General features: G+C 56.4%; 24 protein-coding genes, 1 pseudogene and 1 riboswitch. Of the genes and pseudogenes, 5 read left to right on the top strand and 20 right to left on the bottom strand.

The annotated features are described in order from the left end of the window. Positions 1–201: 201 nt before the first annotated feature. Positions 202–1,182, bottom strand: a pseudogene (locus Q1A20_RS21565) (endonuclease/exonuclease/phosphatase family protein). 602 nt (positions 1,183–1,784) lie between these two features. On the opposite strand from Q1A20_RS21565, the gene Q1A20_RS21560 reads away from it, so the two are divergent. After that, complete coding sequence (locus tag Q1A20_RS21560) at positions 1,785–3,209, top strand: hypothetical protein (protein WP_299409845.1); 1,425 nt, start codon at positions 1,785–1,787, stop codon at positions 3,207–3,209. A 538-nt stretch (positions 3,210–3,747) separates the two neighbouring features. On the opposite strand, the gene Q1A20_RS21555 is transcribed toward Q1A20_RS21560, so the two are convergent. Further along, positions 3,748–4,545: a hypothetical protein gene (locus Q1A20_RS21555; protein WP_299918747.1), complete on the bottom strand. Its 798-nt coding sequence runs from the start codon at positions 4,543–4,545 to the stop codon at positions 3,748–3,750. Positions 4,546–4,633: 88 nt separating this feature from the next. Between Q1A20_RS21555 and Q1A20_RS21550 the strand changes: the two genes are divergently transcribed. Continuing rightward, positions 4,634–5,500 carry a LysR family transcriptional regulator gene (locus Q1A20_RS21550; RefSeq protein ID WP_299918640.1) on the top strand — a complete coding sequence of 289 codons (867 nt, stop codon included), beginning with the start codon at positions 4,634–4,636 and terminating at the stop codon, positions 5,498–5,500. A gap of 256 nt (positions 5,501–5,756) precedes the next feature. Here the strand turns inward: Q1A20_RS21550 and Q1A20_RS21545 are convergent, their stop codons facing one another. Beyond that, positions 5,757–6,668 (bottom strand): LysR family transcriptional regulator, encoded by a 912-nt coding sequence (locus Q1A20_RS21545; RefSeq protein ID WP_299409837.1) that lies wholly within the window; start codon positions 6,666–6,668, stop codon positions 5,757–5,759. 89 nt (positions 6,669–6,757) lie between these two features. On the opposite strand from Q1A20_RS21545, the gene Q1A20_RS21540 reads away from it, so the two are divergent. The 3 genes from Q1A20_RS21540 to Q1A20_RS21530 are packed head-to-tail and all read left to right on the top strand — an operon-like array spanning position 6,758 to position 11,306. Next, positions 6,758–7,771 carry a TAXI family TRAP transporter solute-binding subunit gene (locus Q1A20_RS21540; RefSeq protein ID WP_299409835.1) on the top strand — a complete coding sequence of 338 codons (1,014 nt, stop codon included), beginning with the start codon at positions 6,758–6,760 and terminating at the stop codon, positions 7,769–7,771. Between the two features lie 59 nt (positions 7,772–7,830). Then, on the top strand, positions 7,831–9,738 hold the full coding sequence (locus Q1A20_RS21535) for a TRAP transporter fused permease subunit (RefSeq protein ID WP_299409832.1): 1,908 nt from the start codon (positions 7,831–7,833) through the stop codon (positions 9,736–9,738). Continuing rightward, positions 9,735–11,306 carry a sulfatase-like hydrolase/transferase gene (locus Q1A20_RS21530; protein WP_299409829.1) on the top strand — a complete coding sequence of 524 codons (1,572 nt, stop codon included), beginning with the start codon at positions 9,735–9,737 and terminating at the stop codon, positions 11,304–11,306. Before Q1A20_RS21535 ends, Q1A20_RS21530 begins: the two co-directional genes overlap by 4 nt. A 150-nt stretch (positions 11,307–11,456) precedes the next feature. Here Q1A20_RS21530 and Q1A20_RS21525 read toward each other — a convergent pair whose 3' ends face one another. The 17 genes from Q1A20_RS21525 to thiD form a co-directional block, all read right to left on the bottom strand. After that, positions 11,457–11,741, bottom strand: coding sequence for a YHYH protein (locus tag Q1A20_RS21525; protein WP_299409827.1), 285 nt, complete (start codon positions 11,739–11,741; stop codon positions 11,457–11,459). A gap of 254 nt (positions 11,742–11,995) precedes the next feature. Continuing rightward, the gene (locus Q1A20_RS21520) at positions 11,996–13,399 is read right to left on the bottom strand and encodes a sulfatase-like hydrolase/transferase (protein ID WP_299409824.1); all 1,404 of its coding nucleotides are present in this window, start codon (positions 13,397–13,399) and stop codon (positions 11,996–11,998) included. 324 nt (positions 13,400–13,723) lie between these two features. Further along, positions 13,724–14,059, bottom strand: a complete 336-nt coding sequence (locus tag Q1A20_RS21515; RefSeq protein WP_299918636.1) for a hypothetical protein — start codon at positions 14,057–14,059, stop codon at positions 13,724–13,726. An 8-nt stretch (positions 14,060–14,067) separates the two neighbouring features. After that, positions 14,068–14,301: a hypothetical protein gene (locus Q1A20_RS21510; protein WP_299409819.1), complete on the bottom strand. Its 234-nt coding sequence runs from the start codon at positions 14,299–14,301 to the stop codon at positions 14,068–14,070. Further along, positions 14,298–14,819 carry a ricin-type beta-trefoil lectin domain protein gene (locus Q1A20_RS21505; protein ID WP_299409817.1) on the bottom strand — a complete coding sequence of 174 codons (522 nt, stop codon included), beginning with the start codon at positions 14,817–14,819 and terminating at the stop codon, positions 14,298–14,300. The genes Q1A20_RS21510 and Q1A20_RS21505 overlap by 4 nt, the downstream gene beginning before the upstream one ends. Before the next feature lie 177 nt (positions 14,820–14,996). Next, positions 14,997–15,152 (bottom strand): hypothetical protein, encoded by a 156-nt coding sequence (locus Q1A20_RS21500; RefSeq protein WP_299918633.1) that lies wholly within the window; start codon positions 15,150–15,152, stop codon positions 14,997–14,999. Between the two features lie 565 nt (positions 15,153–15,717). Further along, positions 15,718–16,461 carry an ABC transporter permease gene (locus Q1A20_RS21495; RefSeq protein ID WP_299409815.1) on the bottom strand — a complete coding sequence of 248 codons (744 nt, stop codon included), beginning with the start codon at positions 16,459–16,461 and terminating at the stop codon, positions 15,718–15,720. Further along, the gene (locus Q1A20_RS21490; RefSeq protein WP_299918631.1) at positions 16,458–17,111 is read right to left on the bottom strand and encodes a TenA family protein; all 654 of its coding nucleotides are present in this window, start codon (positions 17,109–17,111) and stop codon (positions 16,458–16,460) included. Before Q1A20_RS21490 ends, Q1A20_RS21495 begins: the two co-directional genes overlap by 4 nt. Beyond that, positions 17,108–17,809, bottom strand: a complete 702-nt coding sequence (locus Q1A20_RS21485; protein WP_299918629.1) for an ABC transporter ATP-binding protein — start codon at positions 17,807–17,809, stop codon at positions 17,108–17,110. Before Q1A20_RS21485 ends, Q1A20_RS21490 begins: the two co-directional genes overlap by 4 nt. After that, positions 17,806–18,474, bottom strand: coding sequence for a thiaminase II (tenA, locus tag Q1A20_RS21480; RefSeq protein ID WP_299918627.1), 669 nt, complete (start codon positions 18,472–18,474; stop codon positions 17,806–17,808). Before tenA ends, Q1A20_RS21485 begins: the two co-directional genes overlap by 4 nt. Further along, positions 18,471–19,409: an ABC transporter substrate-binding protein gene (locus Q1A20_RS21475; protein ID WP_299918624.1), complete on the bottom strand. Its 939-nt coding sequence runs from the start codon at positions 19,407–19,409 to the stop codon at positions 18,471–18,473. Before Q1A20_RS21475 ends, tenA begins: the two co-directional genes overlap by 4 nt. Positions 19,410–19,419: 10 nt before the next feature. After that, positions 19,420–20,376, bottom strand: a complete 957-nt coding sequence (locus Q1A20_RS21470) for a HesA/MoeB/ThiF family protein (protein ID WP_299918622.1) — start codon at positions 20,374–20,376, stop codon at positions 19,420–19,422. Beyond that, positions 20,373–20,969, bottom strand: a complete 597-nt coding sequence (locus tag Q1A20_RS21465) for a thiamine phosphate synthase (RefSeq protein ID WP_299918620.1) — start codon at positions 20,967–20,969, stop codon at positions 20,373–20,375. Before Q1A20_RS21465 ends, Q1A20_RS21470 begins: the two co-directional genes overlap by 4 nt. Further along, a complete protein-coding gene (locus tag Q1A20_RS21460; RefSeq protein WP_299409797.1) occupies positions 20,966–21,736 on the bottom strand; it encodes a thiazole synthase in 771 nt (256 codons plus the stop codon). Before Q1A20_RS21460 ends, Q1A20_RS21465 begins: the two co-directional genes overlap by 4 nt. A 1-nt stretch (position 21,737) precedes the next feature. After that, a complete protein-coding gene (gene thiS / locus Q1A20_RS21455) occupies positions 21,738–21,935 on the bottom strand; it encodes a sulfur carrier protein ThiS (protein ID WP_299409794.1) in 198 nt (65 codons plus the stop codon). Then, a complete protein-coding gene (locus tag Q1A20_RS21450; protein ID WP_299409792.1) occupies positions 21,913–22,893 on the bottom strand; it encodes an FAD-dependent oxidoreductase in 981 nt (326 codons plus the stop codon). The genes thiS and Q1A20_RS21450 overlap by 23 nt, the downstream gene beginning before the upstream one ends. Next, positions 22,890–23,669 carry a bifunctional hydroxymethylpyrimidine kinase/phosphomethylpyrimidine kinase gene (gene thiD / locus Q1A20_RS21445; protein WP_299409789.1) on the bottom strand — a complete coding sequence of 260 codons (780 nt, stop codon included), beginning with the start codon at positions 23,667–23,669 and terminating at the stop codon, positions 22,890–22,892. Before thiD ends, Q1A20_RS21450 begins: the two co-directional genes overlap by 4 nt. Positions 23,670–23,727: 58 nt before the next feature. Then, a riboswitch (TPP riboswitch) is annotated at positions 23,728–23,831 on the bottom strand. Positions 23,832–24,231: the final 400 nt, after the last annotated feature.

Here is a 24,231-nt window from a genome sequence, read left to right as displayed (position 1 = left end):
CGCTGACGGCCCTTACCAGCCGTTCAACGGTACAGCTGGTGTCGCAGTGCAGCTTCCCCGAAGCGAACGCAGACAACTGGCGCACTAGCAGCAAAAGAGCAACGGTGGCCGTGCCGCATAAAAACGTGGTTTTGTTACCGACAAAGCGCGCAGTACGCGGTCGGCGGCATGGTTCGCAGTGATGCGAATTGATTCTCTAGGTTAAGAGGTTGCCGGTTTTTCAAGCAGCTTCATCACGATCGGATAGTGGTCCGAGAAGCCCTCAGGATCGTACTTTTTGTGCGACGGACGTTTGAAGAAACGAGCGCCCGGGTAGTCGCCACCGGAGATCAGTTCATCAGGTCGGAAAATGGTGACACTGTCTCTCTCAACACGAAAAGGCGAACCGCGCTTCAGAATGCCCTTGGAAACCCAAAATTGATCCAACATGTTTGGTTGGCTGCCAAAATAGTATGTTGCCAGCCTTTCGCCTGTCGCCTCCCACATCAAATTGTGAAAATAGGGAACCGTCTTGGAGTTCATGATCTTTCGAGGCTCACGCGAGGCTTGGGCGTAGTTTCGTACGGACCTGTCGAAAGGTTCGTCGTTGAAGTCTCCTATACACACGATTGCTGTGTCGTTGCCCAATTCCTCCAAGATGCGGGAATGAAAGTAAGATAAGGTTTCACCAACCATTGTCCGGTAGGGTTCGCTTTCATATTGTCCTGCAGTGCGTGACGGCCAGTGATTGCCCAAAATGATCAGATCTCTTTCGGATTTGGTCTTCAGATTTATTTGAAAGATATCGCGCGTTGCGGCTCGCTTTTGAACGAAGTAGTTAAACTGCAATCCCGCTTCGTATTTGTCTGCATCGTAGATGATGGCAACATCGATGCCACGGCCATCTTTTGTGTCAGCGTGAGCAATAGCTTAGTTTCGCCATCCAGACGGCATCGCTTCGAGTAGTTTCGCAACCACGTTTTCATTTTCGATCTCGCAGAGACCTAGGATGTCTGGTCCCGTGTCATCGTTCATTTGAACGATGATCTTAACGAGCTGTGAGATTTTCTTCTTGAGTACAGCCGCAGTCCAACCCTTCAGTTCGTTTTTCAGTTTCTTCTTCAAGTACTCTGGCCGATCGTTGGATGTAGAGACATCAAATAGGTTTTCTACGTTCCAAAAAGCGATGAAGTGTTCATCCATATGACCTTACCCCTGCAAGTATTTTTTTCGAACTATTCGCTTGCGACTAACGACCGACCCAGAGACCATTCTTGTTACTGAGTAGCACACAACACCCAATTCCGCATTGGAATTAGTGGTGCATCATTTTTGTAACCGAGATCGTGTTGGAATGACTGGCGCTCCGAACCGGTCCTGGCACGGGTACTCGGCCCAACGCCGACCTTGAGCACGGTCCTCAAATTCTAGACGTGCAGCCCGCGTTGCCGACATTCGCTTCGCGCGAAATCTTGATGTCGTTGGGAAGCCGCACTACGGGACGGAGCGGCCGGTCGCTACGGCCACGCAATGGTCCGCTTTGTCAATCGCAATCGGCGTTGGTGCTGACCCCCAATAGGCATCGAATATTGGAGCTGTCGCAAAATTGATCCAGTCCAAGGCGACCAAAACCACGAAAAGGTGGGAACGCAGAGCGCAAGAGCCTGACTGCACCAGGAATGGTTGATCACGGATTCGTTACCGCTCAGCTGAAACTATTCTGGTGCTGCATTCGATACTTGAGTGATCCGGGAAGAACACTTGTTCGGATTGTCCGGGTCGATTGTAAACAAAGGATATTAGTTATGACTGAAGCATTTATTCCAGCGCGGCGCATCAATCCCAGTGAAATTACCGTCCTAGAGGAGCGGCGCGCGACGAACCCGGCCGATCCATCCCCGTCCGATTTCGCCTCCCGAGTCGCCATGGCTGATGCGGCGGGCCTCTTGGCACAGGTGCGTATGCTTGCGGAACTCGAGCCCGATCTGATCGAGAGCGATCCGCAGATGGCTCTACTCGCCAAAATGAAGGCCGAGGACCTGCAATACGTTTCCCAAGACATCAAGGAAATCGCCCCTGCAATGCGCGAATCCTTCAACGCCTTCGCAGTGAACTGGCCGGAGCTTCCAGCCTATTGGCCGCCAAGTTTCGTTTCGTTGTTCTCTGACCTCTACACGGATGCACTGCACATCTCAGGGCTGACGATTCCGTGGCGGTCGACCGTGAACACCATTGTAACGCCCGATCGGCGAGGCCTGACATGGATCGAGGACCGTGACTATTCTGCTCATGTGTTCTTCGTAATTGAGGCACGGCTTCCGGGAATGGAAGAACCCTTCGCCCAACTGATCCGGCGGCAAAACGCCGGAGCTGTGAAGCTCTATAGCGACGGGCAAGACTATACATTTACACGGGTCAACGGTGAATTCCCGGGCAAGTTGGACCCAATCCTGCATTCCGACCGGCATAAGTCTTTTCCAAAAGAGGTCGCGAAAGGCACCTTCCACCGCTTCACGCATATTGCCGGGTACGATCCTCTGGCGGTGGCAAAATCCGGAGAAGTTCTGTCAAAGGATGAAATCAAGGCGCAGCGCCAGCAATATGTCAACGATGATGATCGCTCGAAGGGTCTGAAGACACTGGCCCTTTTGGGCAATCACATCCATGAGGATCTGCGCTACTATCTGGTCGATGCCTTTCTTGTCCTTGAGCCAATACGGGCGGGCGCGACGAAAACACCCTTCGTGAGCCGGGTCGCCATGTCTCAGATCGAGAACAAGGCTAAGGCTCTAGCAGGAAAGTTGGCCGATGCAGTGCTCAAGAATCTGCTCGGTCCGGTGGGTGGCGCTGCCTCGGCGCTGGGGAAGGCGTTCATCAATGAATTGACCAAGGAATTGAAGGCAAACGACGCCCCGGTCTCCAGCATTTTGACGATCCCACTCAATCAACGTGGTTTGAATGGCAAGGCGGTCAGTACAAACCAGACCGAGATTCCGATCGAGAATGAGACCCCACATTCAAAGTTCGACACTCCCATCGGCACAACTCCCGAGCTCTGGGCCTACGGGTCCGGCAGGAACGATGTGCTGTTTGAACAGGATGAGTCGAGTTTAATTGCGATTGGTGCCCTCAAGCGTGCTCAGAAGAAGATGGAGACGCATTTCGATATATGTCCGTCCGTGCGGCTGATGATCAGGCGAGGCAAGTTGGAGGGGTCCACTCCGAAATAGCTGATCGCAGCGGCACTGGTTTTCGCATACATCAGTGATGGGAATTCTCCTGCTATTCTTTCTGGACATTGGGCTGCATGTTCAGTTCCGATTGAAACAGGGGCAACCGCTCTGTGTGCAGAATTGGTAGTTATAGCTTTCAGCAATGCCCGTTTCGGGAACCGAAGCGGGCATTGCTTGCAAGATTAGAGGCTACCGCCTGATATGAGTTCCCGCCATGATCGGTGAGGAGTGAACTCGACATCGGAAGGAGGTAAATCGATCTGATAAGAACGGTTGGGACGCAGGTTCGTCTGCCAACCCCGCAATTGATATTGGAGACGATCCACCACTGAAAACATCGTGAGACGCGAGCCCCACGACCATCTTGATCGGATTTTGTGCATCTAACGGGCTCGGCTCAAACCGGACACCTGCCAATATGCTGCTCGCGGTAGTGCCGCTTCTCCAAAGCGGACTTTGATTACGCGCCGGAGCAGCAAAGAAAAATGGAGTCCGGCAACCCATGGCCGGGCTCCTATGACTTTCGCTGTAGGATTTACTTGATCGCCAGAATGTCAAAGTTTCTCACATTGGCGACGACTCCGTCTTCCCATCCCCCTTTGACCAGGTCAGAGGCCTGCGCCTTCAGAAGACCTGCGACCTCACCGGCGAAGTGGGTTTCGCGGCCTGAGTTGTCAGCGAAGATGTCGTAGATTGCGAAGTTGTTTTCGTCGATCTGAAGGGCCACCCAGAACAAGGTCTTCGGTTCTGTTTCGGCGACGATTGGACCTGCTGCGGTCAACAGCGCTGCCAATTCGCCAGCTTTGCCTGGTGCGGCCTCGATAGAGATATAAGTGGCTGTGGTCGCGCTGTAGAGATCGACCGGTGCCTTCGCCGACAGCACGTTCGAGTTGTTGATGTTGGCGACAACGCCCGCGTCCCAGCCTCCAGCGACAAAAGCATCGGCGTTCTCGTTCAGCGCGCCTGCGACAACACCTGAGAAGTGCGTGTTACGGGCCTCTTCGTCGACAAAGATGTCGAAGATGGCCAGCGTGTCGTTGTCTTGCAGCGCGAACCAAAGTTCGGTTCCTGGCTCGGTTTCTTTCACCAAGGGGGCCGCACCGACAAGAAACTCGGCGAAGGCTTCGATTTGGCCATCTGCGGCCGACATGGCGATGTAACTGGCCGTGTAGTTGTCCATGACGTTTTCCTCTGCGTGAGAAGTTGTTGTTGTTGCGATCAACGCGATTGCGGTCAGTCTGCTAAGGATTTGCGTTTTCATTAGTCGTCTCCTGGGTCTGTGTTCTTCTGAACTTGTTTCGATGCGCCTTTGTCCCACGACCAATGTCTTCATCTCCAATCCCGAGATTCTATTTTACGATAGCCACAAGCTATGGTTAGAAGTGGGCTTTAGAGAGGTGAAGCCTGAAAGGGTGCGTAAAATGGAGATGAACCAGGTTCGCTATTTCCTTGCGGTTTGCGAACACCGAAACTTCACGCATGCTGCGAGTGCGTCCAACGTGTCGCAACCGTCGCTCACGATTGCGATAAAGAAACTTGAGGTTGAACTTGGCGGTGCTTTGTTCATTCGGGATCGCGCAGGTTGTCGCCTCACTCCGCTGGGTCAGCTTGTAAAACCGCGGTTGGAAAGGGTTCAGTCAGAAACGCGCGAGGCCAAGGCCGAAGCCGTAAGACACACGAGACTGGAACGTGTTCCCATAGGCATCGGCGTTGGAGAAACGATAGGCAACAGCAAGATCGCTGCTGCGGTGGAAAGGTTTCGGGCACGTCTGCCGCAAGCGGAGATCGAATTGATTGTCGGCGCGACTGAGGACCTGCTCGCACAGCTTCGCGAGGGCCAATTGGATGTCGTTGTGGTCGCGGCAGTCGTAAGTCCGGAACTATATAGAATAGACCATCTCTATAGTGAGGAATACCGGGTGGTGGTCGAGAAAGGTCATGATCTAGCCAAATTTAGCGCCGTAACTTTTGCCGATCTGGCGAAAACAACAATGTTGGATCGACCAAACTGCGAGATGCGGGACACTCTTCATTCGACCTGTTCTGACCTCGGACACTCGCTCTACGCCTCCTATCGCTCCAACCGTGTCGATTGGCTTATTGATTTGGCACGCCAAGGCTCTGGTGCAGTCATCCTACCTGAGACAGCGATCCCAGCCGATGCTACGCTAAAGACTATGCCGATCGAAGACATCGACATTCAAAGAGATGTCGTAGCGCTCAGATACCGACATCAATCGGGGCACCCAGAAACTAATGAACTCGTGAAAGAGATGTCGCGAGGCTAGCCGGACCCAACCGGACATTGATCGACTCTCGGCAATGCTGCTGCCGAAGCCCGCATTGCCGAGATTCGCTGCAAACGCAAAGGAGTGGTAGTTTGGAGGGCCGAAGGCGGATCCTATTGACCAACCAGTGTTAGCTCGTGGCAAGAGCGAGAAAATTTCTTGTGCCCCGAGCGCGCATTTTGTAGTTCAAAGCGCTTCCAATCCTTGGTTTGGCGGCCAATTCACTCCACTTACTGGTGAAAAACAAGCTGCTGCGTTAGTGCGGTAGTAGACCGCCGACAGTTTGACGGAGCATACGGATAAATCGATCCTCAATTTTGCTGGACAAGGTGTTCGCGCGACGGATGGCGCCTAAAGGTCTGTGAAACTGCGGATTGTGAAACGGTAGGAATATCAAACGATCCTCAAGGTATGGGGCGGTTGTAGCCTTTGGCATGGTGGTGATCAGGTCGGTTTCAGAAACGATCTCCAGAACTGAGCGGATGGAATCTGTCTCGCATCCGATCTGCATCGAACGTACGCCGCACGCGATCATGGCAGCTTCGGTCTGCTGTCGCAGTAGACTGCCCCGTGAATGTGCAAGCCAGATTTGGGCCTCAAGATCAGATGCCATGATCCTTTTGCGCGTGGCCAGCGGGTGCCCCGATCTGCACATGACACCGACGCCATCGTCGATCAGTTCTTCGAATTCCAACCCATCCACAGGTTCAGCAAGGCTCTCAGGACCGAAAACAAGATCGACTTGTCCGCGTTCCAACATTGTCCGCAGTTCATGGACTAGTCCGGTGCGTATCTCGACACTGCAATTCGGGTTGGTCTTGATAAATTGGGTCAGCGCATTGCTGAGGAAGCGGCCCGATACGATCGGGGGTGCACCGATGCGCAGCTCGCCTACCGAACCTCTGGCCGACTGGTCCGCAAGGATTCCGGCCTGTTCCTCGGCCAGCCGGATGGCCAGCCCGTTCCGGGCAAGCCGCAACGCAAGGGAATTGGGCATCGACCGTCGCCCTTCGCGCTGAAACAAGGGTGTTCCAAGCCGGGCCTCCAACGCCTTCATATTCCGACTAAGCGCGGGTTGGGTTGTGCCAAGTCGCCCGGCAGCAGACTGGAATGATCCAGCCTCGACGATGACCGAGAGTTGGGCCAGGTGTTTGGGGTCAAGTTTCATGCCTAAATGATATGAATAAGGCTAAAAGTTTGATTATTCCATATCAATCTGAAGTGCTACCGTCCTCAAAACGTCTATGGGAGGACACCATGTTTCAATTCAAGTCAATGAGCCGGAGCTTGCTGGCCGCTACGATTGCTTTGGCCTTACCGGTCGCAGCGTCAGCGCAAATTTTCAAGGGCGAGACAGCCGGTGTTGGCGATCCGGTCCACACTATGTTCGTGGCGTTTTCCAATCAGGCCGGAAAAGCCGGTGTTGAGATCCAGGTCAACGCCGGACAGACGTTGACCAAGTCCATGCTCAAAGGGGCAAAGGGCGATATCGACTTCTTCTCGACCGTTCCGTCATTGGTCAATCTGATGGCTGGTCAGAAGCGGATGTACGAAAACATTGAAGATGCGCCCGAACTGGTTAAGAACATTCGCGCCATTCTGGGATTTAAAGCCGGGGCCTACCATCCGGTGACACTGGCCGGATCGGGCATTGAGACCTGGGAGGACATCAAGGGCAAGACCGTCTTCACCGGCCCACCGGCTGGATCGGCCTCGGCCACGTCCGAAGCACTGATCAAGATCATCACGGGATATGTGGCAGGCGAAGACTATACCGCGGTGCGGCTAAGTTGGGGCGAAGGCTACGCGGCCCTTGCAGACGGCAAGATCGACATGATGGTGCGCCCCGCGGAAATCGGTTCGGCCAACATCGAACGCTTTGGCCTGTCGGGCGAATTCCTGGTTCTGTCGATCCCCGAAGACAAGGTTGGGAGCGAAGAGATGCAGGCGCTGTTTGGTCGTCCAGGTCGCGGGATGTTGCAATTCGATGGCGGCGTTTACAAAGGTCAGTTGACGACCGGCGAGATCACGGCCCTTGGCTTCACGCAGTTCGTTGGCACCCATGCCGGTGTGTCTGATGATGTGGTTTACAACGCGGCCAAAGCGTTCTGGGAAAACCTGAGCGAGGTCCATGCCACTGCGTTCTTCCTGAAAGAAGTCACGAAAGAATCTGCCTTTACATCGGTGAACGTGCCGCTGCACCCAGGTGCCTTGCGGTATTACGAAGAGGCCGGGTTCGACATTCCTGACGAACTGCGCCCCGGTAAGTGATCTTTTGATCCTGGCTGACACACGGCCCGGCCTCTATTTCAGTAACGAAAGTGGATCCGATGTCTGATGCGGCAACCAAAGCCAGCCTCCCGCTGCGGTTATTCGCCTTTGCCTCTACTGCGGCCTGCTTTGCCCTTGGCCTGATCGCGTTCTATTCATCGGGAGTAGGCCTGATCGACCCGAAGCAGCACCGCGCCCTTGGGTTTGGTCTGGCCCTATTTGTAGCTGTGGCGGTCTCCCAAAAACGTCGGCACGGGACGACCCCTCTGCATCTCGTCTTTGACGTTGCCCTGATCGTTGCCGGGCTTTGGTCAATCTGGTCCTTTCATTTCGTCCAGACCGAAATGGAAACTGCGCTTTATGACGTGACCAATCGTGACGCATGGCCCGCGCTGGCCGGACTTGTGGTGTTTCTTGAGTTGTGCCGCCGATTGTGGGGCTGGGGGCTGTTTGGCGTCGGCACCTTCGGGGTGGTCTACCTTCTTTTCGGTCAGGACCTGCCAGGCATCATGGCGCATTCCGGATTCTCCCTGAAAGAGGTGGCCGAGGCACTTTGGTACAACACCAACAAAGGCGTATTCGGCTCGATCACGAATATCGTGCTAAGCACGGTGTTCATCTTCATCATCTTCGGCGTGCTTCTCGAAGGGACCGGTGCGGGCGACACTTTGCTGAAATTCGCCTTTCTCGCCACCCGTCGCACCCGCGGTGGTCCGGCCCATGCCGCCATTCTGGCCTCGTCCATGTTTGGTACCATGTCAGGCTCGACGGTGGCGAACATCGTGGGTACGGGTACTTTCACAATCCCGATGATCAAGAAACGCGGGTTTACGCCCACCTTCGCAGCAGGGATCGAGGCGACAGCGTCGTCCGGCGGGCAGATCATGCCGCCCATCATGGGGGCCGCGGCTCTGGTGATGGCTGACCTGACGGGTGTGGGATACCTCAACATTATTATCGCTGCCCTATTTCCGGCCCTATTTTACTATTTCAGCCTCTTCTCGGCAGTGACAGTCGAAGCGCGCCGCCAAGGCATCGAAGTTCAGCAAATGACCGTCGATGATCAGATCACCCGCACCGACCTGATCAACTCAGTTCTGTTTATTGGACCGATCCTTGTGGTTATCGGATCACTTCTGGCGGGACTCTCTACCTCGGCCGCCGGTTTTTATGCGGTCGTTGCTCTTTTGGTCCTCTCGGTCATCAATCCCGAGGTCCGGAACGATCCGGCCCGCATCTGGCGCTCCTTCCTAAAAGGGGCTGAATCCGGTGCCACATTGCTGATCGCCATTGCCGCCATTGGTATCCTTGTGGGGTCGCTCGATAGCACCGGTCTGGGTCTTAAACTGGCCAATGTCATTGCGTCGGTCCGAGGGGAGAGCCTGTTCTCGGCGTTACTGGTGGCCATGGCGGGCGCACTTATCCTTGGCATGGGCATGCCCACGCTGCCAGCTTACCTGATCATCATCCTGGTTATGGGGCCGGCAATTCAGGAACTGGGCGTCTCGATGCTGACGGCCCATATGTTCGTCTTTTACTATGGCGTCGCGTCATCGCTAACCCCACCAGTTGCGATCGCCGCCTATGCGGCAGCACCCATTGCGCAGGCCAACCCTTTGATGACCGCGTTCATGTCTTTCCGGTTGGGCATGGCCAAGTTCATTATTCCGTTCATCTTCGCCTTCTACCCGACCATCCTGATCATTGAGGAATTCAGCCTGGTGCCATTTATCTGGATCGTGATCCGCACGTGCTTTTGCATCTGGCTGTTCTCATCAGCCCTGTCCGGCTTTGACCGCCGAAAGCTGACGGTGCCCGAGATCGTGATCCGCTTTGCAACTGCGTTCATGTGCCTGGCAACAGATCCGATGATCCATCTGCCGGCAATTATGGTCGGGCTGGCCTTGATTGCATTCGATGTTTACGCCGGTCGATCCAAAGCCGTTAACTCCGAGACATCCCAATGACCAAAAGGCCCAACTTCCTGTTCATCATCACCGATCAACACCGCGCGGATCATCTGGGATGTTACGGCAATGCGATTGTGCAAACGCCAAACATCGACCGGATCGCCGCAACGGGCACCAGGTGGGATCGGTTCTATGTCGCAAACCCGATCTGCATGCCAAACCGGGCATCGATCATGACCGGGAGGATGTGCTCGGTTCACGGGGCGCGCCATAACGGTATCCCGCTATCCAAGGATCACACCACCTTTGTCGAATTGCTGCGTGACGCCGGATACAGCACCGGCCTCATCGGCAAGTCCCACCTGCAAAGCTTCACCGGCTTGCCTGCTGCCAACAGGTTTGAGGCCAGGGAAGGGTTGACCACCCCCTCGGCGCATCTTCGCGATGCCTACAAGAACAACCGTCACTCTGACGAATATGACCTTGAGGTCGCGCCTAACTGGGACACGCCGTTGGCCGACCGGTTGAAGGGCGATTTCTACGGCTTTGATCATGTCGAGGTTGCTGCTGACCATGGTGATCAGGCGTCAGGTGATTACCTGTTGTGGGCCCGCAAACAGGTACCTGATTTCGACACCATGACCGGTCCGGACAACGCCCTACCAGACAATCGCATCGACGCCCCCCAGGCCTGGCGCACCGCTGTCCCGGAAGAGCGGTATTCGACCTCTTGGATAGCAGACCGGTCCGAAGCCTGGCTTCAGAAGCAGGCCAAACAAGCCGCCCCGTTTTTTCTGCAAATGTCCTTCCCGGATCCGCATCACCCCTTCACGCCGCCAGGGCGATATTGGGACATGTATAATCCCGCCGACATACCCTTGCCCGCGTCATTTGGCCAAGGCGATCTACCGCCGATCCAGGCGATGAGAGACGCGATGCAAAAAGGCACCGACCCAAGGGACAACCAGAACCCCTTTGCCGTGACTGAAGACGAAGCCCGCGCCATCATCGCGCTGACCTATGGCATGATCACCATGATCGACGACGCCATCGGGCGGGTCCTGAAGCGGTTGAAAACACTCGGTCTCGCCGAGAATACGGTGGTGATCTTCACGTCGGACCATGGCGATTACATGGGGGATCATGGCCTGATGCTGAAGTTGTTGTTGCACTACCAAGGCATCATCCGGGTGCCGTTTATCTGGAACGATCCTGCCAACCAGACCCAAGCGAAAGCCGATGCCGGGCTCAGTTCGTCCATCGACATCTCTGCAACCATCCTTGCCCGCGCCGGCATTCAGCCTTTCAACGGCCTTCAGGGCCGCGATTTGCTCTCCACAAAGCCACCCGAAGCCATCATCGTCGAAGAAGACAGTCAGCGCACCATGACCGGATTTGACCGTCCTCAACGGGTCCGGACCGTCGTGACAGAAAAATATCGAATGTCGCTAAGGGAGGGGGAAGACTGGAATGAGTTGTATGACTTGGAGCTTGATCCGGACGAACTCAGCAATATTTACGACGCTCCCATCGCAGTTGGCGCGCGCCAGGCCGTCACCGAAACGATGTTACGTAGAATGATCGAGTTACAAGACCGAGCCCCCTTGCCAGCCTATCGCGCCTAGCATTCGACGGCGTCACGATTGGATTTTCATCCGAGTCGTTCGATGACTTCAAATAAACTTGGAATGAAAGCTGGACACTGGCTGCTATCGCATCGGTGGCAAAGCCGGGCTCATTCGCGACCTTTGATGCAGAGTGCGTATTCCGAGAATCTACGCATCCAAATCCGATGATTCCACGCCATCAGCGTCCAGTTGACCGTGCAGTATGTGTCCATCCATCGCGATACCGATGATGGGTGCGTGGTCCGCAACTGCTGCTGAAACCTCTTTCGAACGGCTGTTGACCGCATGGTAGTAATATCCAACACCAAGATTGATGTGCCCGCCGCAATCGTCGAATGGTGCAATCGTATGTGCAGCGAGGATGGCATCTGCCGGGGCCGGGCCATCGATCCGCACGCCGTTGAGCGCGACGCTTGGCAAAAGATTGTCCACGCAGCGCACTGCCTACGCGGCAACGGGTGTGATGGGGACGCCGACACTTGCATCCGGCGCAAACATCGCGACGATCTGGGCCAGCCGCTAGGGGCTGTCTTCGTGGGCATCGGCGGTTGCTGCCATGCTGGTAAGAACAAGGCTGAGAGTAAGGGAGCGCTTCATGATATCTACTGTTGGTTGCCTCGCCAGCCTTGAAAAATTGACTGGCAAGGAGCTTTGGATCTCGACTGGCCCAGGGTCAGATCGTTGACCTAGTTGGCTGTCGCCACCAGAGCATCGCGCCGCGCCTGCAAATCTGCCACAATCTGGATGACCTCATCCGTTCCGCCATCCCCAAGCAAGTTCACTTGTTCAAGCGGATCCGATGACAAATCAAACAGCTCTGCCGGTGCGTCTTTTGGCACGACAAGGCGGTAGTTGTCTTCACGCACCGCCCATCCATATATGCCGCCACCGCGCGTTTCACGATTGGTGAAATGGTCCGTGTAGATGTAGTCACGACTGCCCTCGCCACCGGCCAGCACTGGGCCGAAATCATAAGAATCGGGGGATGAGAACTCTGCTCCGGTCAATCCTGCGATGGTCGCGGTCAGATCGGATGTGTTGGTGAAGGCATCGGTGCGTCCGGCGTCAATTCCAGGGCCAGAGACAATCAAGGGCACGTGTGTTCCGCTGTCGTATAGTGTCGCTTTTGCCTGATGGTCGCCGTACAAGCCGTTTAGAACCTGATTGGGCGTGCCGTTGTCACCGATGAACATGACGACAGTGTTCGCGCGTTCCTCATCGCTCATAGAATTGAGCAAGCGACCGATTTCCGTGTCCAGTGCTTCCAACATGGCTTGGTAATATGGCAGTGGATTTTCGTCGACTGAGGCTTCGTCAACCGGCAAATCATCGAACGTATGCAGGTCGTTTGGTGGAAGGTGGAAAGGCGAATGCGGCGCGTTATACGCCAACCACAGGAACCACGGGTCTTCTTGGTCCTCGATCCATTCGATCGCGCGATCCGTCAGCACGGTTGTTGCATAGCCCTCGATTTGGACTTCCTGACCGTCCTCAACAGCGGTCCAATTGAAGTAGTCCTGCACACCGCCATAGAAGAGGCCGAAGTAATCAGGAACACCCATCTGTTGGGGCAGATCGTAACCCATGTCGCGGCCTGTGATATGCCATTTCCCAATCACATTTGCCGCATATCCTGTCGGGGCCAATGCATCGAACAAGGTGGGTATATCGGAGTCTAAATCATCACTACCGTCAGGGGCAATGGGCGCACCGACGCCTGTGCGAAAGCCATATTGGCCTGTCATGATAGTTGCGCGTGTGGGCGAGCATGTCGGTTGGGCGTAGGCGTTGTCGAAGACAATGCCGTTTGCACACATGGCCTCAAGGTTCGGCATTGGGGCCTGTTGTTTTCCGACATCGTAGCATCGCGAGGCATCCAGCCCCATGTCGTCCGCGATGATCAAAAGGATGTTGGGGTCAGCAAGTGCCACGTTGCCCGCAAAAGCTATGACAGTGGTGACGATTGGGAGATAGTATTTCACGATTTCGACCTTTCTGTTCAGAGAGATAGGTATTTGGGAATATGGTTCTTGGTTCATTGGCAAAGCCTGGACTTGCCATCGGCGTATAAGGAGGATGACCGAGGCCACCGCGATATCTCCCGCCAGAACGACGCCGAAAAAGTCGCTGAGGATGGTTGCGAATTGTTCAAGTTTGGAGGCGAATATGTAGCCAAGAGCAACACACTCCGCGGTCCAGATCAGAGCGCCAGCCGGTAGGCCAGATGGTCGCCGAGGACATAAGCGACTGTCGCAACCAAGAAGACCGTCAAGAGTGAAATATCTCCGGCCGCTGCAAAGCTCCCAGACGTCAACACCAGCACAGAGCCGGGCAAAGGGACCGAGAGGCACGCCAACAGGACCACACCAAAAACCGAGAAAATCCCATAGTCCGGAGAGCGAGTATGGCGTCTGTCATTCCTGGCCCTCCCGATACGAGGCAGCCGCATCCCCCACGAGACCCGTCAGTTCTTCCATCGAGATGTTGCGATCCCGCGCCGGGCGTCCCAACCGCACGCCCCGGTCGTCTTCAGGGTTCAACTCCAGAAGTTCCATGCCCAATGGGCGTGTCAGATCATACGCGAGTACGACGTAGCGAAGCGTCATCCACGGTTTTGAGGCGACATCGACATTGCGCGGATCGTTGAAATATAGCGCGTCGCTAATGGCATGGAAGGCAAACCACAGCGCGATTGTGAATGATCCAAGGAACAGACTGACCAAGAGCCAGTTTTGCTTGATGAATGACAACGCCCGAGTCACTCGATGACCTCGACGATTTGCATCATCCCGGAACCATCGTGGATCAAAACATCACAAAGAATGACCAACTTGCCCGCAATTGTCTCAAACCACGTCTTGAAGCTTTTCCGTCCGTCAAGCGGTGCGCCCGCCGTGTCCTGCCATCGATGGAGCGAACTGCCCTCGGGCAGTGGCTCGTCGTTGACAGAGGTGGCAGAGACCGGGCCTAAGCGATTTTGGCTCCGCGTCACTCCAGAACAATCCATTCCTTGAACACACCATCCGTCATGGCACAATCGGCCAGCACAAGCCTTCGCGACATGAAGGGACCCGCAGACCTGCTGTTCTCACCAACGGATACGCAGGTGCTGTCATCCGCCACTGTTTGAATCGTGCCGCCGTCAGAGTTGTAGACGAACTGCTGGTCGCCCGCGGAAGCGTCGCAGACGGCAAGGGCGAATGTGCTCTCCTCGCTGGGGCTATGCGCCATGCAGTACTCCGGATACTCGACCGAACGAATTTGTCCTGCCGCGGCGTCGAATGAAAACTGAACGTCCCCGCCCTGTGGCTTGCAGGAGTGAGCTTGCAGTCGCTCGGCAAACCCTCTCCCAAGCGTATCGATGCACCACCCGAGGCCATCTTTTTCGTCGAGATTGTCGGCAAGATAGATGACGGGCGACGGCGTTTGGAGGTTCGGCGGCTCGGCGAGTATCGGTGTGGCTGTTGCAACGAGTGCTGCCAAGACAAAGGGCAAGACGTCAGGTTTCATGTGTTTTTCTCCGCTTTGTTGTTCGGTCTGACGGTGGGGGCAGATCTCGGTCGGGGACACGACCACCGAGTGCGAACTTCAGTTCGCGCGTAAGCTCGGTGAGAAGTGCCGCGTTTTTAGAGCCTAGCTTTTCTGCAATCATCTCATCGATATCCTGCCAGACATCTCGGACTTCGTTCAAAACCGCGGTGCCCTGATCGGTAATAGAGATGAGATCGCCTCTCGGTCCTCGGGGTTCTTGCGACGGTCGATCATGCCAAGTTTGAGCAACTGATCGATCATAAGGATGTCCGCGCTGAGCAGCGAATGAAATTTATGAGGTTTCTTAGCCATCCTTGCCGCCTAGGGAAAATTACCTTAAATCCAAGGTATTTGAGCTGAGGAATGGAGTTTCTGAGAGTCGATGTCGCGATCAATCGATGAACTCAGCGCCGACGATAAGCGTTCCAATGGAGACTTCCCCTCAACGGCTAGCGTTTCGGACGTTTCTATTACCAATAAACTCATCGTAGAAAAGACGAGAAGTGCGATGGCGGGTGGTAGTCGTTCACTATCAAGCATCGGTTTCTCCGGCAGCTATGCGTATTGAACGGATGGCCTAGCGATTTCCGTCGCAACTTTTTTGACCTTGAAAGCGGACGTTGGTGCAAGCCGCAGCATCGGTTGATTTGGGTTCTCCATCAGCTTTCGCCGCAGCCAGCACCGATGACCGCAAGGCGGGACTTTGCGGACCTTGGATTTTGTGTCTTCGCCGATGCAGCATGCCTTCGCACTTGCGGCACGCTTGTTATTGCGGTGCGGCACAAGTCGCCAATCCGGTCATCATTGATACATCGCTTGGTGGGTGCCGAGATTTGTCGTGGTATGGTCTGAAACTGCCTCAAAACTCACTGAGCCATCATGATAATTCTGGGTGGTCCAGCATCCTTTCACAGAGCTTGTTGACACCCGCGTGCAGCAGGATCGTAAGAACAGCAAGTACCAGCAAGGCAGCAAACATGAGGTCGGTCTTGGCGCGGCCATTGGCCAGCAACATCAGATAGCCAAGCCCGCGAGACGCTCCAACCCATTCGCCAATGATCGCCCCGATTGGGGCATACACTGCGGCAAGCCTGAGACCAGATGCAAAGCCCGGCAGCGCGGCCGGGATGCGCACGTGCAGCATGATGCGTGTGGGGCTTGCACCCATCACACGAGCCATACCCAGCCAGTCCTTGTTGGGGCGCATAAGCGCGTCGAAGAATGAGGATGTGACCGGGAAGAAGATGATTATGAGGGCCATCACAATCTTGGACCCTAGCCCGAAGCCGAGCCACAGCGTCAAGATGGGGGCCAAGGCAAAAACCGGCACCGACTGACTAAAAATGAGGATTGGCCTGACCAATGCCCGCGCCGTAGGAGACGCGACGAGCGCAATGGCCGTCATAAAACCAAGGATTGCACCAAGGACAAGCCCGATGAGAACTTCGGCCATCGTGATGAACGCGTGTTCGGCCAGCAAAGCGCGGCTGGTCCAGATCGTCTCTGCAACCAGCATCGGGGGCGGCAGTATGAATCTGGGCACGCCTGTGCTCCAGACAACGGCCTGCCAAAGCGCAACAACGAGAAGCGTTGCTGCAAGCCCTCCACGCCAACCGCTCACCGTGCGACCGGGAACCCAGCCCACGACGCATCGAAAAAGGCGCGTTCCAGGGCGACGGCTTTTGTAAATGTCGCTTGGACATCAGCGCGGGCGTCTTCATCGAGGCCAAGCCAGACAGCATCAAGCTGCCCGCGCAGATATGCGACCACGCCTGCAAAACCTTCGCCCGAATGGAGGGTAATCCATTCCCCGAGCCAAAAGGGAAGGTCCTCTGCCTTGTCTTCAAATGGCGTGGCCCAATCCAGATAGATCCATTCGGCCACGACCAGCACCGACAGCATGATTTCGTAGCGACCAGAGCGGCGGGCCGCGTCCATCAGATCTTGAAAGGCGCGTGTTTCCGGGGCGACTTCGTTGGCTTGGGGCACGTCAAGCGCATCCAACGCGCGGAGGAAGTAGGTGTTCTCCGGTCCGCAGATCAGCCCAAGGAACTGTGCGCCCGGGACCGCATCGGCCAGGCTGGGCGCATGGGCCACAGCAGAGGCAACCAGCCGCAAAAATCCTTCAACAAAAAGGTAATCCTGCTGCAGATAACCGGCCATCTTGTCCCGGTCCAATGTCCCATCTACCAGCGCATTGGTAAAAGCATGGGTCGTGGCGGCGTGCCAATCCTCAGAGACCAGAGATTGAAGGGTATCTGTGGCGCTCATAGAGGGCCCCTGAGGTCATTGAGAAGTTTCGTGTGCGTCGCAAGGACGTCTGCTGCGTCGATGGGACGGGGAATAGGGCCGCTGGGTCCGGCTATGTCGATCAGGTCTAATGCGGTCATGATTTTGATATGCTCGCCCAGCCGTGCTGCCTCAGCGGGGTCATGGGTCACGAGCAGGACAGAGCGGCCCTTCAAAAGCGACGCGGTGAGGTCCTGCATTTGCAGGCGTGTTAGCGCGTCGAGGGCTGAAAACGGCTCATCGAGCAACACGAGGGGGCAATCTTCGAGCAGGGTACGGGCCAGGGCCACCCGTTGCCTCTGCCCACCGGATAGCGCATGGGGCCGCTTTTGCGCATGCTCTTTCAGGCCAACTTGTTCCAGAAGCTGCATTGCGCGCTCTGGATCTGGGTTCTCGCCGCGGAGGCGAGATCCAATCATCACGTTATCCAGGGCACTCAGCCACGGCAACAGGAGGTCGTGCTGCGCCATGAGGGCAACGCGGCCAGGATCCGTGATTTCGCCTTGAAAATCGACCGCATCCGCCAGACCTGCAAAGAGCTTGAGCACCGTGGATTTGCCAACCCCGCTGGCCCCCAGCAGGCAGGTCCATTTGCCGGGCTCCAAACACAGATCAAGGTGCGAAAAGACAGAAACGCCGCCAATGGTTGCAGACCCGTTTAGCCGCACAGCGTGCGTCACGGGGTCAGCCCCATGTCCCAAAACCCGACCTCTAGCTTGGTTGCCGTCGCAAAACGGTTTTGAAGGGTGGACCAGCGGGGGCTTGATTGGGGGTCATCACCCAGTCTGCGCTGTACCGCCGTATCAATCAGCGCGCCTACATCCCGGCAGACCTGTTGATAGTCTTCACCGGCATAGGTGTTGATCCAGTCCGCATAGGTCGCGGAGGTCTTGGACGCCGCCAGCGCACTGCCAATTTCGCCATATCCCATGACGCAAGGCGCTAATGCCGCCAGCAGGTCAAGCAAATCGCCCGAATGCCCCGCGTCCAGCACATAGCGCGTATAGGCCAGATTCTCGGCGCGTTCTTCGGTTGCAAATAGTGTCGCCTCATCAATCCCGGCATCAGCACAGATTTTGATGTGCAGCGCGATTTCCTCGTTGATCAGACCGTTCACGGTGCCTGCAGCCAATCGCATTTCCGCGACCGTATCAGCCTTGGTGACCGCAAGAGCCCAAGCGCGTGAGAAGTGGATCAGAAACACGTAGTCCTGTTTGAGATAGTGCAGGAACGCCTCGGGCGGCAATGTGCCCTCCCCAAGCCCCCGAACAAACGCATGCTGAGTGTAATCAGACCAAGCAGGGGTCGCCCCTCGCCAGTTTTCGAAAACGCGACCGTAACTCATTCCGCACCCAGATCGACCGCCAGCGCGGACACAGTGCGCGTCCCCTCGACCAAGCCACTGTCCGCCAGAAACTGCTCAAAGCGGCTGTAGCGGCCTTCATCCAGTGCTTCGGGGCGCAAGGCAAAGCGCGGCAGCGTGTCCACCCATGCCTTTGCGTTCAAGGCATCGTCCAATTCCGGGGCATAGCCCTTGAACAGGTCCCATGACGCCTCCGGGTTATTCACGATGTACTGTGTCGCCAATTCCGTGGCGCGCAGGAAGCGGCGCACCTGATCTTTGTTCATCAGTTCGGAGTTGGTGACGTAGATCAACTCGTCATAGGTCGGCACGCCCTCTTCCTCGACATAAAAGCACTTGCCCTCGACCCCTTCGATTTCCATCTGGTTCAATTCGAAATTCCGGTAGGCCCCAATCACCGCATCAACCTGACCGGACATCAGCGACGGGCTAAGTGAGAAGTTGACGTTTACCATCTCGACATCATCGAGACTGACACCGTGTTTGCCCAGCATCGCGGTCAGCACGGCCTCTTCCACACCGGCGACCGAGAAGCCGATCTTGGCCCCTTTCAACTGGCTGATGTCTTGAATGGGTCCATCTTTCAGGACTAGCAGACAGTTAAGAGGGGTCGCGACAAGCGTGCCGACGCGGATCAACGGCAGGCCCTCGGCAACTTGCAAGTGCTGGCTCGGCTGATAGCTGACGGCAATATCCCCTTGGCCCGCTGCGACCAGTTTCGGCGGGGCCGACGGGTCTGCCGGGGGGATGATCTTGACCTCAAGGTCTTGGTCGGCGAAATAGCCAAGCTCTTCGGCGACAATGATCGGGCCATGATCGGGGTTGATAAACCAATCCAGCAAGAGGGTTATCTTGTCTTGGGCATAGGCTGGCGCGGCGATCAGCAAAGCTGCGGCGCTGGTCAAAAAAACTTTCATGTGGGTCTCCTTAGTCTCCCAAAGCAAGGAGCTTGATCTCTCCTTGCCAGTGTTGCGACAGTCGCTCAGCCGCCTGCCAGGCGCGAAGCCCGCTGCGACAGGCCAAAACGGCACGTTTGTGATGTTTGGGTGTTGGCCCGTCCGGTCCAAATGCAGCAACAGAGGATCGTATGGCTTCGGGCAGAGGTGGGCCGGTTTCATCGCGGGTACGCAGATCAACCAAAAAGTCGTCGGCGATAATTTCACAGGGCGCGATAAAGGCTGGGTTGGGCGCTGGATCGTGTGCGTTGTCAAAACGAAAACCCCCAAATCGCAAGGCGCGCGCGTCATACGTCACCAATTTGCCCAAGGGTGTGCGATCTCCAACAAGCAAGGCTATCGCCATCTGCGCCTGTAAGCTGCCAATCACACCAACGCTTGGGCCTAGAACCCCGTCGCTGTCGCAAGACCCAAGCTGTTCAGGGAGGCCGGGAAACACAGCACGCAGGCCCGGTTTGCCGCCGCAAAAGCCGCCGACATATCCTTCGGAACCGACGATGCTGGCGCTGATCAACGGTTGTTCGGTTTCAAGGCAATGATCCGAGGCCATGTAGCTGACCGCAAAGCTGTCTGCGCAATCCAGCAGGAGATCAACACCGTTGCAGAGCGTTCCGATATTCGATGGATCAAGACGCATCACCACCGTTTCGAAGTCTACGTCACTGTTCAAAGCCGCCAGGCTGCGCGCCGCCACTTCTGTCTTGGGTTGGCCAATGTCAGCTTCGCGGAACAGGGTCTGGCGGTGCAGATTGCTGAGGCTAACCACATCCGCATCCACCAACCGGACATAGCCTACGCCCGCCCCAACAAGGTATTGCAAGACAGGGACCGCCAAGCCGCCAGCACCGATCACAAGAACGCGGCTTTCGGCTAGACGCTGCTGCGCGTCGGGCCCAAGCACGGCTGTTTGGCGGGCGTAGCGGGTCATGCGCAGGCGTCCAACCACGCGCGTACTCGTGCATCGGGATCAGCGTTCAGGGTGATGTCTGTCACGGCAGAAACAATATCGGCGCCAGCGGCAAAAGCCCCCGGGGCGCGTTCAACGCTCATCCCTCCAATGGCAACAAGAGGCGTTTCGCCTATGCGTTCTTTCCACATGGTCAGTTTTTCCACCCCTTGCTCTTGCCATTTCATCTTCTTGAGGATGGTTGGATAGACCGGGCCAAGCGCCACATAGTCGGGTGCAAGGGCCAAGGCGCGCTCAAGTTCGGCATCATCATGGGTCGAGACGCCCAGCTTCAATCCCGCCTCACGGATCGCGGTCACATCGGCAATGTCCAAGTCCTCTTGGCCCAGATGCACCCAGTCGCAGCCCAGTTCGATGGCCAACTGCCAGTGGTCATTGACCACAAGCACAGCTTCATGCGCGCGGCAAAGATCGCGGGCCTCAGTCAGCTGTGCCCTTAGAATATCATCCGGTTTCCCTTTGATCCTGAGCTGTACAAGTTTGACCCCCAAGGGCAACATCCGGCGCAACCATGCAACATCATCGAAGATGGGGTAAAAGCGGGAGAGGGTCATAGAAACGCTTTTCCTAGCACAGGGGTCGAGGGTGCGGCCATGTCGCGCGGCTCCATCGGGTCGGCTTCAGCCGCCAACGCACCGGCCTCAACCGCGCGGGCAAACCCTTCGGCCATCGCAGCAGGATCACCCGCCTTGGCGACAGCCGTGTTCAGCAATACGGCGTCATATCCTAACTCAATCGCATGCGCGGCCTGAGACGGAAGGCCAAGGCCCGCGTCAACGACCAGTGAAATCTCGGGGAAATGCGCGCGAAGGCTGCGCAGCCCATAGATGTTGTTCAACCCCAGGCCGGTGCCAATTGGCGCGCCCCAGGGCATGAGGACCTTGCAGCCCACTTGGACAAGGCGTTCGCACAGCACCAAGTCCTCGGTGCAATAGGGAAAGACCTCGAACCCATCATCAGTCAGTTGCGCTGCCGCTTCGACCAGACCGAACGGATCGGGTTGCAGCGTGTCGGCGTGGCCGATGACCTCTAGCTTGATCCAGTTCGTATCGAACAATTCACGGGCCATCTGCGCTGTGGTGATGGCCTCGCGGACGGAATGGCACCCGGCGGTGTTGGGCAATACCTCGACGCCAAGGTTTTGGATCAACGCCCAAAAATCTTGCCCAGCCTGTTCACCACCGGCCTCGCGCCGTACGGAAACCGTCGCAATCCCGGCATCTGATCGGCGAAATGCATCGGCAAGAATGGCGGGCGATGGATATTGCGCGGTCCCCAGCATCAAACGCGACGCAATCTCTTTTCCGTAGAACGTGGGCATCTCAGCCCCCCTGCCTTGGGGCGACGATCTCAACCCGGTCACCGTCGGTCAAAGCCTGCGTCTCGCGCAGCGTCTTGGGGACAAACGCCTCATTTAGGGACGTGGCAACCTTTGCATCGCCTTTCCCCAATTCGGCCAGCAAATCCGCCAAGTTTGGTGATCCAGTTTCCACGGCTTCACCGTTCACGATGATCTTCATACCAAACCTCCGGTGTTTTGCCCTCAAGCACTAAATCAGCTGTCATGCACGCCAGCGCGGGGGCCAGCAAGAACCCGTGCCGAAACAGCCCATTTGCACAGATGCGATCGTTGAGATGGCGAATGCGCGGTTGATTGTCAGGAAACGCGGGACGTGCATCCACGCCGATTTCCAGCAGTTCTGCCTCGCCAAAAGCGGGATGGAGCGCGTAGGCTGCGTTCATCAACTCCATCACCGAGCGCAGTGTCGCGCGGTTGCGCTCGCCGCTTTCGATCTGGGTTGCGCCCAACATGAAGACGCCATCCCCGCGCGGCACGATGTAAAGCGGAAAGCGTGGGTGCAGCAGTCGCACAGGGCGGGAAAGCGATACGTCTTTGCAGCGGACCACCAGCATCTCACCTTTGACCCCGCGCAGATCCGCCAAGGTGTCGCTCGCCACAAGCCCTCGGCAATCGATGATTTGCCCGTCGATTTCGTTGACAAAGGAAACGCCGTTCTGAGGAAGTCGCGCGTGGACGGTGGCCAAAGTGGCGCGGGGATCAAGGTGGGCTTCTTCGTCAATGAAAAGCGCTTTGGCGAAGTGATCCGCCAAATGTGGCTCAAGCGTGTTTATCGCCTTGCGGTCCAAGCTTCGAGCACTTGGCGCACGGCGGGCAAAAGTGGTCAATTCGCTTTGATCGCGTCCCAAAGCAACCACGAGTATTCCCTGACGCGAGACCTCCGCCCCATGGCGTTCCCACCAATCAGCAGCCTTGCGGCCCTGCCGTACGACCTCTGGCTCGGCGCTGATCCCTTCGCAATCGGGTGCCAACATGCCACCGGCCCACCATGAGCAAGCGTGTTCTCCAGGGGCACCATTGGGATCAAAAATGGTCACTTGCGCGCCGCGCGATGACAGCTCTGCCGCCATAGCGAGGCCGCAGACACCGCCGCCCAATATGGTGAACGCATCACTCATGTCCAAAGCGCGTGGAAGTGGTGAACAGGGCCATGACCGTGCCCGACCTCCAGCATATCCGCCTGCACGATTGCCTGATGCAACCAGTCATGCGCGCGCGTGACAGAAGCTTCCAAGGTCAGACCTTGCGCAAGACATGCGGCAATCGCGGACGAGAAGGAGCATCCCGTGCCGTGTGTGTTGCCGGTTTCAACACGATGCGCCGAGAACTCACGCGTTGCATCGCGCGTCACCAAAGCATCGACGCATGTCGCTCCTTCGGCATGCCCGCCTTTCATCAGGACGGCCCGCGCCCCAAGATCCAATAACCGGGCAGATTGTTGTTGGAGTGTCCCGACACCAACAAGCTTTTCCGCTTCGGGCAAGTTCGGTGTGAGCAGGGTTGCGCGTGGGATCAGCTGTGTTGTCAAGGCATCAATCGCACTATCGGCCAGAAGCGTATCGCCGGACTTTGCGACCATCACAGGATCAAGCACGACCGGGCCCGAAAAGCTGCTGAGCGCTTCGGCCACGACCTGGATCAAGGAAGGTGTCCCCAACATTCCGATCTTGATTGCGTGAATGTCGATGTCGTCCAGAGTGGCCTTTATTTGCGCAGCAACGATTTCATCCGGCACAGCGTGGATGGCGGTAACGGCTTGCGTATTTTGGGCTGTAACGGCAGTGACGACAGACGCGCCATAGACACCCATCGCGGCAAAGGATTTCAGATCAGCTTGAATGCCCGCACCGCCGCCCGAATCCGAGCCCGCAATTGTCAGAGCTTTGGCTATCACTTTACCAACACCTCAGTTGTGCGGCTCGAAACTGGTGTTGGAAACTATACGGGCGGTCTTATACGCCATTGCTGTTTCCTCCGCCGGTCCTAACCGGTTCAGGTTCAATGGGTCCGCGCAAAACGCATCTCAGCCCGGAACTGGGCACCCCAACAGATCTGAGCGCTTACTAAATTATAGTTATGACGTCGTCAATCGCGCCATCTTGGATGATACAGAGTATCGCGAAAACAACACTCTCCACTATCCGAACTTGAAATGGTGAAACTTCGATCGGTGCAGTGCAACTGTCGATGGGGGCACTGTGCCAGAACGACCGCTTTTCCCGCCGCGTCGCAGCACACTAAACCGCGCGCCCAGAAAGATTGTCTTGCTGCGTGCGCGCGCAGCACGAGACAGATAAAGTCTGGGTTGGACTCGTAACGGACGTCAGAAGCGTTGCAGGATCCAAGTCCATTGTGACCCGTCGCCTAGCTTCGGCCCATAGCATGCGTAATTGGGCTGACCCTGAACTGAGGTCGAGCTCCCGATAGGATCACAGGATATCTGTGAACATGGGAGA

It is taken from the genome of uncultured Roseobacter sp., assembly GCF_947501835.1.
In the GTDB taxonomy this organism is placed as follows: Bacteria; Pseudomonadota; Alphaproteobacteria; order Rhodobacterales; family Rhodobacteraceae; genus Roseobacter.
The sequence above is the reverse complement of the archived record's forward strand: the minus strand, read 5'-3'. Positions and strand labels throughout refer to the sequence as shown.

What these genes read in the sequence shown, in the direction of transcription:
- thiS (WP_299409794.1), bottom strand. Translation starts at nt 21,935, where the DNA reads ATGAAGATCATCGTGAACGGTGAAGCCGTGGAAACTGGATCACCAAAC.
- Q1A20_RS21475 (WP_299918624.1), bottom strand. Translation starts at nt 19,409, where the DNA reads ATGAAAGTTTTTTTGACCAGCGCCGCAGCTTTGCTGATCGCCGCGCCA.
- tenA (WP_299918627.1), bottom strand. Translation starts at nt 18,474, where the DNA reads ATGAGTTACGGTCGCGTTTTCGAAAACTGGCGAGGGGCGACCCCTGCT.
- Q1A20_RS21500 (WP_299918633.1), bottom strand. Translation starts at nt 15,152, where the DNA reads ATGGCTAAGAAACCTCATAAATTTCATTCGCTGCTCAGCGCGGACATC.
- Q1A20_RS21530 (WP_299409829.1), top strand. Translation starts at nt 9,735, where the DNA reads ATGACCAAAAGGCCCAACTTCCTGTTCATCATCACCGATCAACACCGC.
- Q1A20_RS21505 (WP_299409817.1), bottom strand. Translation starts at nt 14,819, where the DNA reads ATGAAACCTGACGTCTTGCCCTTTGTCTTGGCAGCACTCGTTGCAACA.
- Q1A20_RS21555 (WP_299918747.1), bottom strand. Translation starts at nt 4,545, where the DNA reads ATGAAGACATTGGTCGTGGGACAAAGGCGCATCGAAACAAGTTCAGAA.
- Q1A20_RS21550 (WP_299918640.1), top strand. Translation starts at nt 4,634, where the DNA reads ATGGAGATGAACCAGGTTCGCTATTTCCTTGCGGTTTGCGAACACCGA.
- Q1A20_RS21470 (WP_299918622.1), bottom strand. Translation starts at nt 20,376, where the DNA reads ATGACCCGCTACGCCCGCCAAACAGCCGTGCTTGGGCCCGACGCGCAG.
- Q1A20_RS21465 (WP_299918620.1), bottom strand. Translation starts at nt 20,969, where the DNA reads ATGACCCTCTCCCGCTTTTACCCCATCTTCGATGATGTTGCATGGTTG.
- Q1A20_RS21545 (WP_299409837.1), bottom strand. Translation starts at nt 6,668, where the DNA reads ATGAAACTTGACCCCAAACACCTGGCCCAACTCTCGGTCATCGTCGAG.
- Q1A20_RS21490 (WP_299918631.1), bottom strand. Translation starts at nt 17,111, where the DNA reads ATGAGCGCCACAGATACCCTTCAATCTCTGGTCTCTGAGGATTGGCAC.
- Q1A20_RS21560 (WP_299409845.1), top strand. Translation starts at nt 1,785, where the DNA reads ATGACTGAAGCATTTATTCCAGCGCGGCGCATCAATCCCAGTGAAATT.
- Q1A20_RS21450 (WP_299409792.1), bottom strand. Translation starts at nt 22,893, where the DNA reads ATGAGTGATGCGTTCACCATATTGGGCGGCGGTGTCTGCGGCCTCGCT.
- Q1A20_RS21535 (WP_299409832.1), top strand. Translation starts at nt 7,831, where the DNA reads ATGTCTGATGCGGCAACCAAAGCCAGCCTCCCGCTGCGGTTATTCGCC.
- Q1A20_RS21460 (WP_299409797.1), bottom strand. Translation starts at nt 21,736, where the DNA reads ATGCCCACGTTCTACGGAAAAGAGATTGCGTCGCGTTTGATGCTGGGG.
- Q1A20_RS21540 (WP_299409835.1), top strand. Translation starts at nt 6,758, where the DNA reads ATGTTTCAATTCAAGTCAATGAGCCGGAGCTTGCTGGCCGCTACGATT.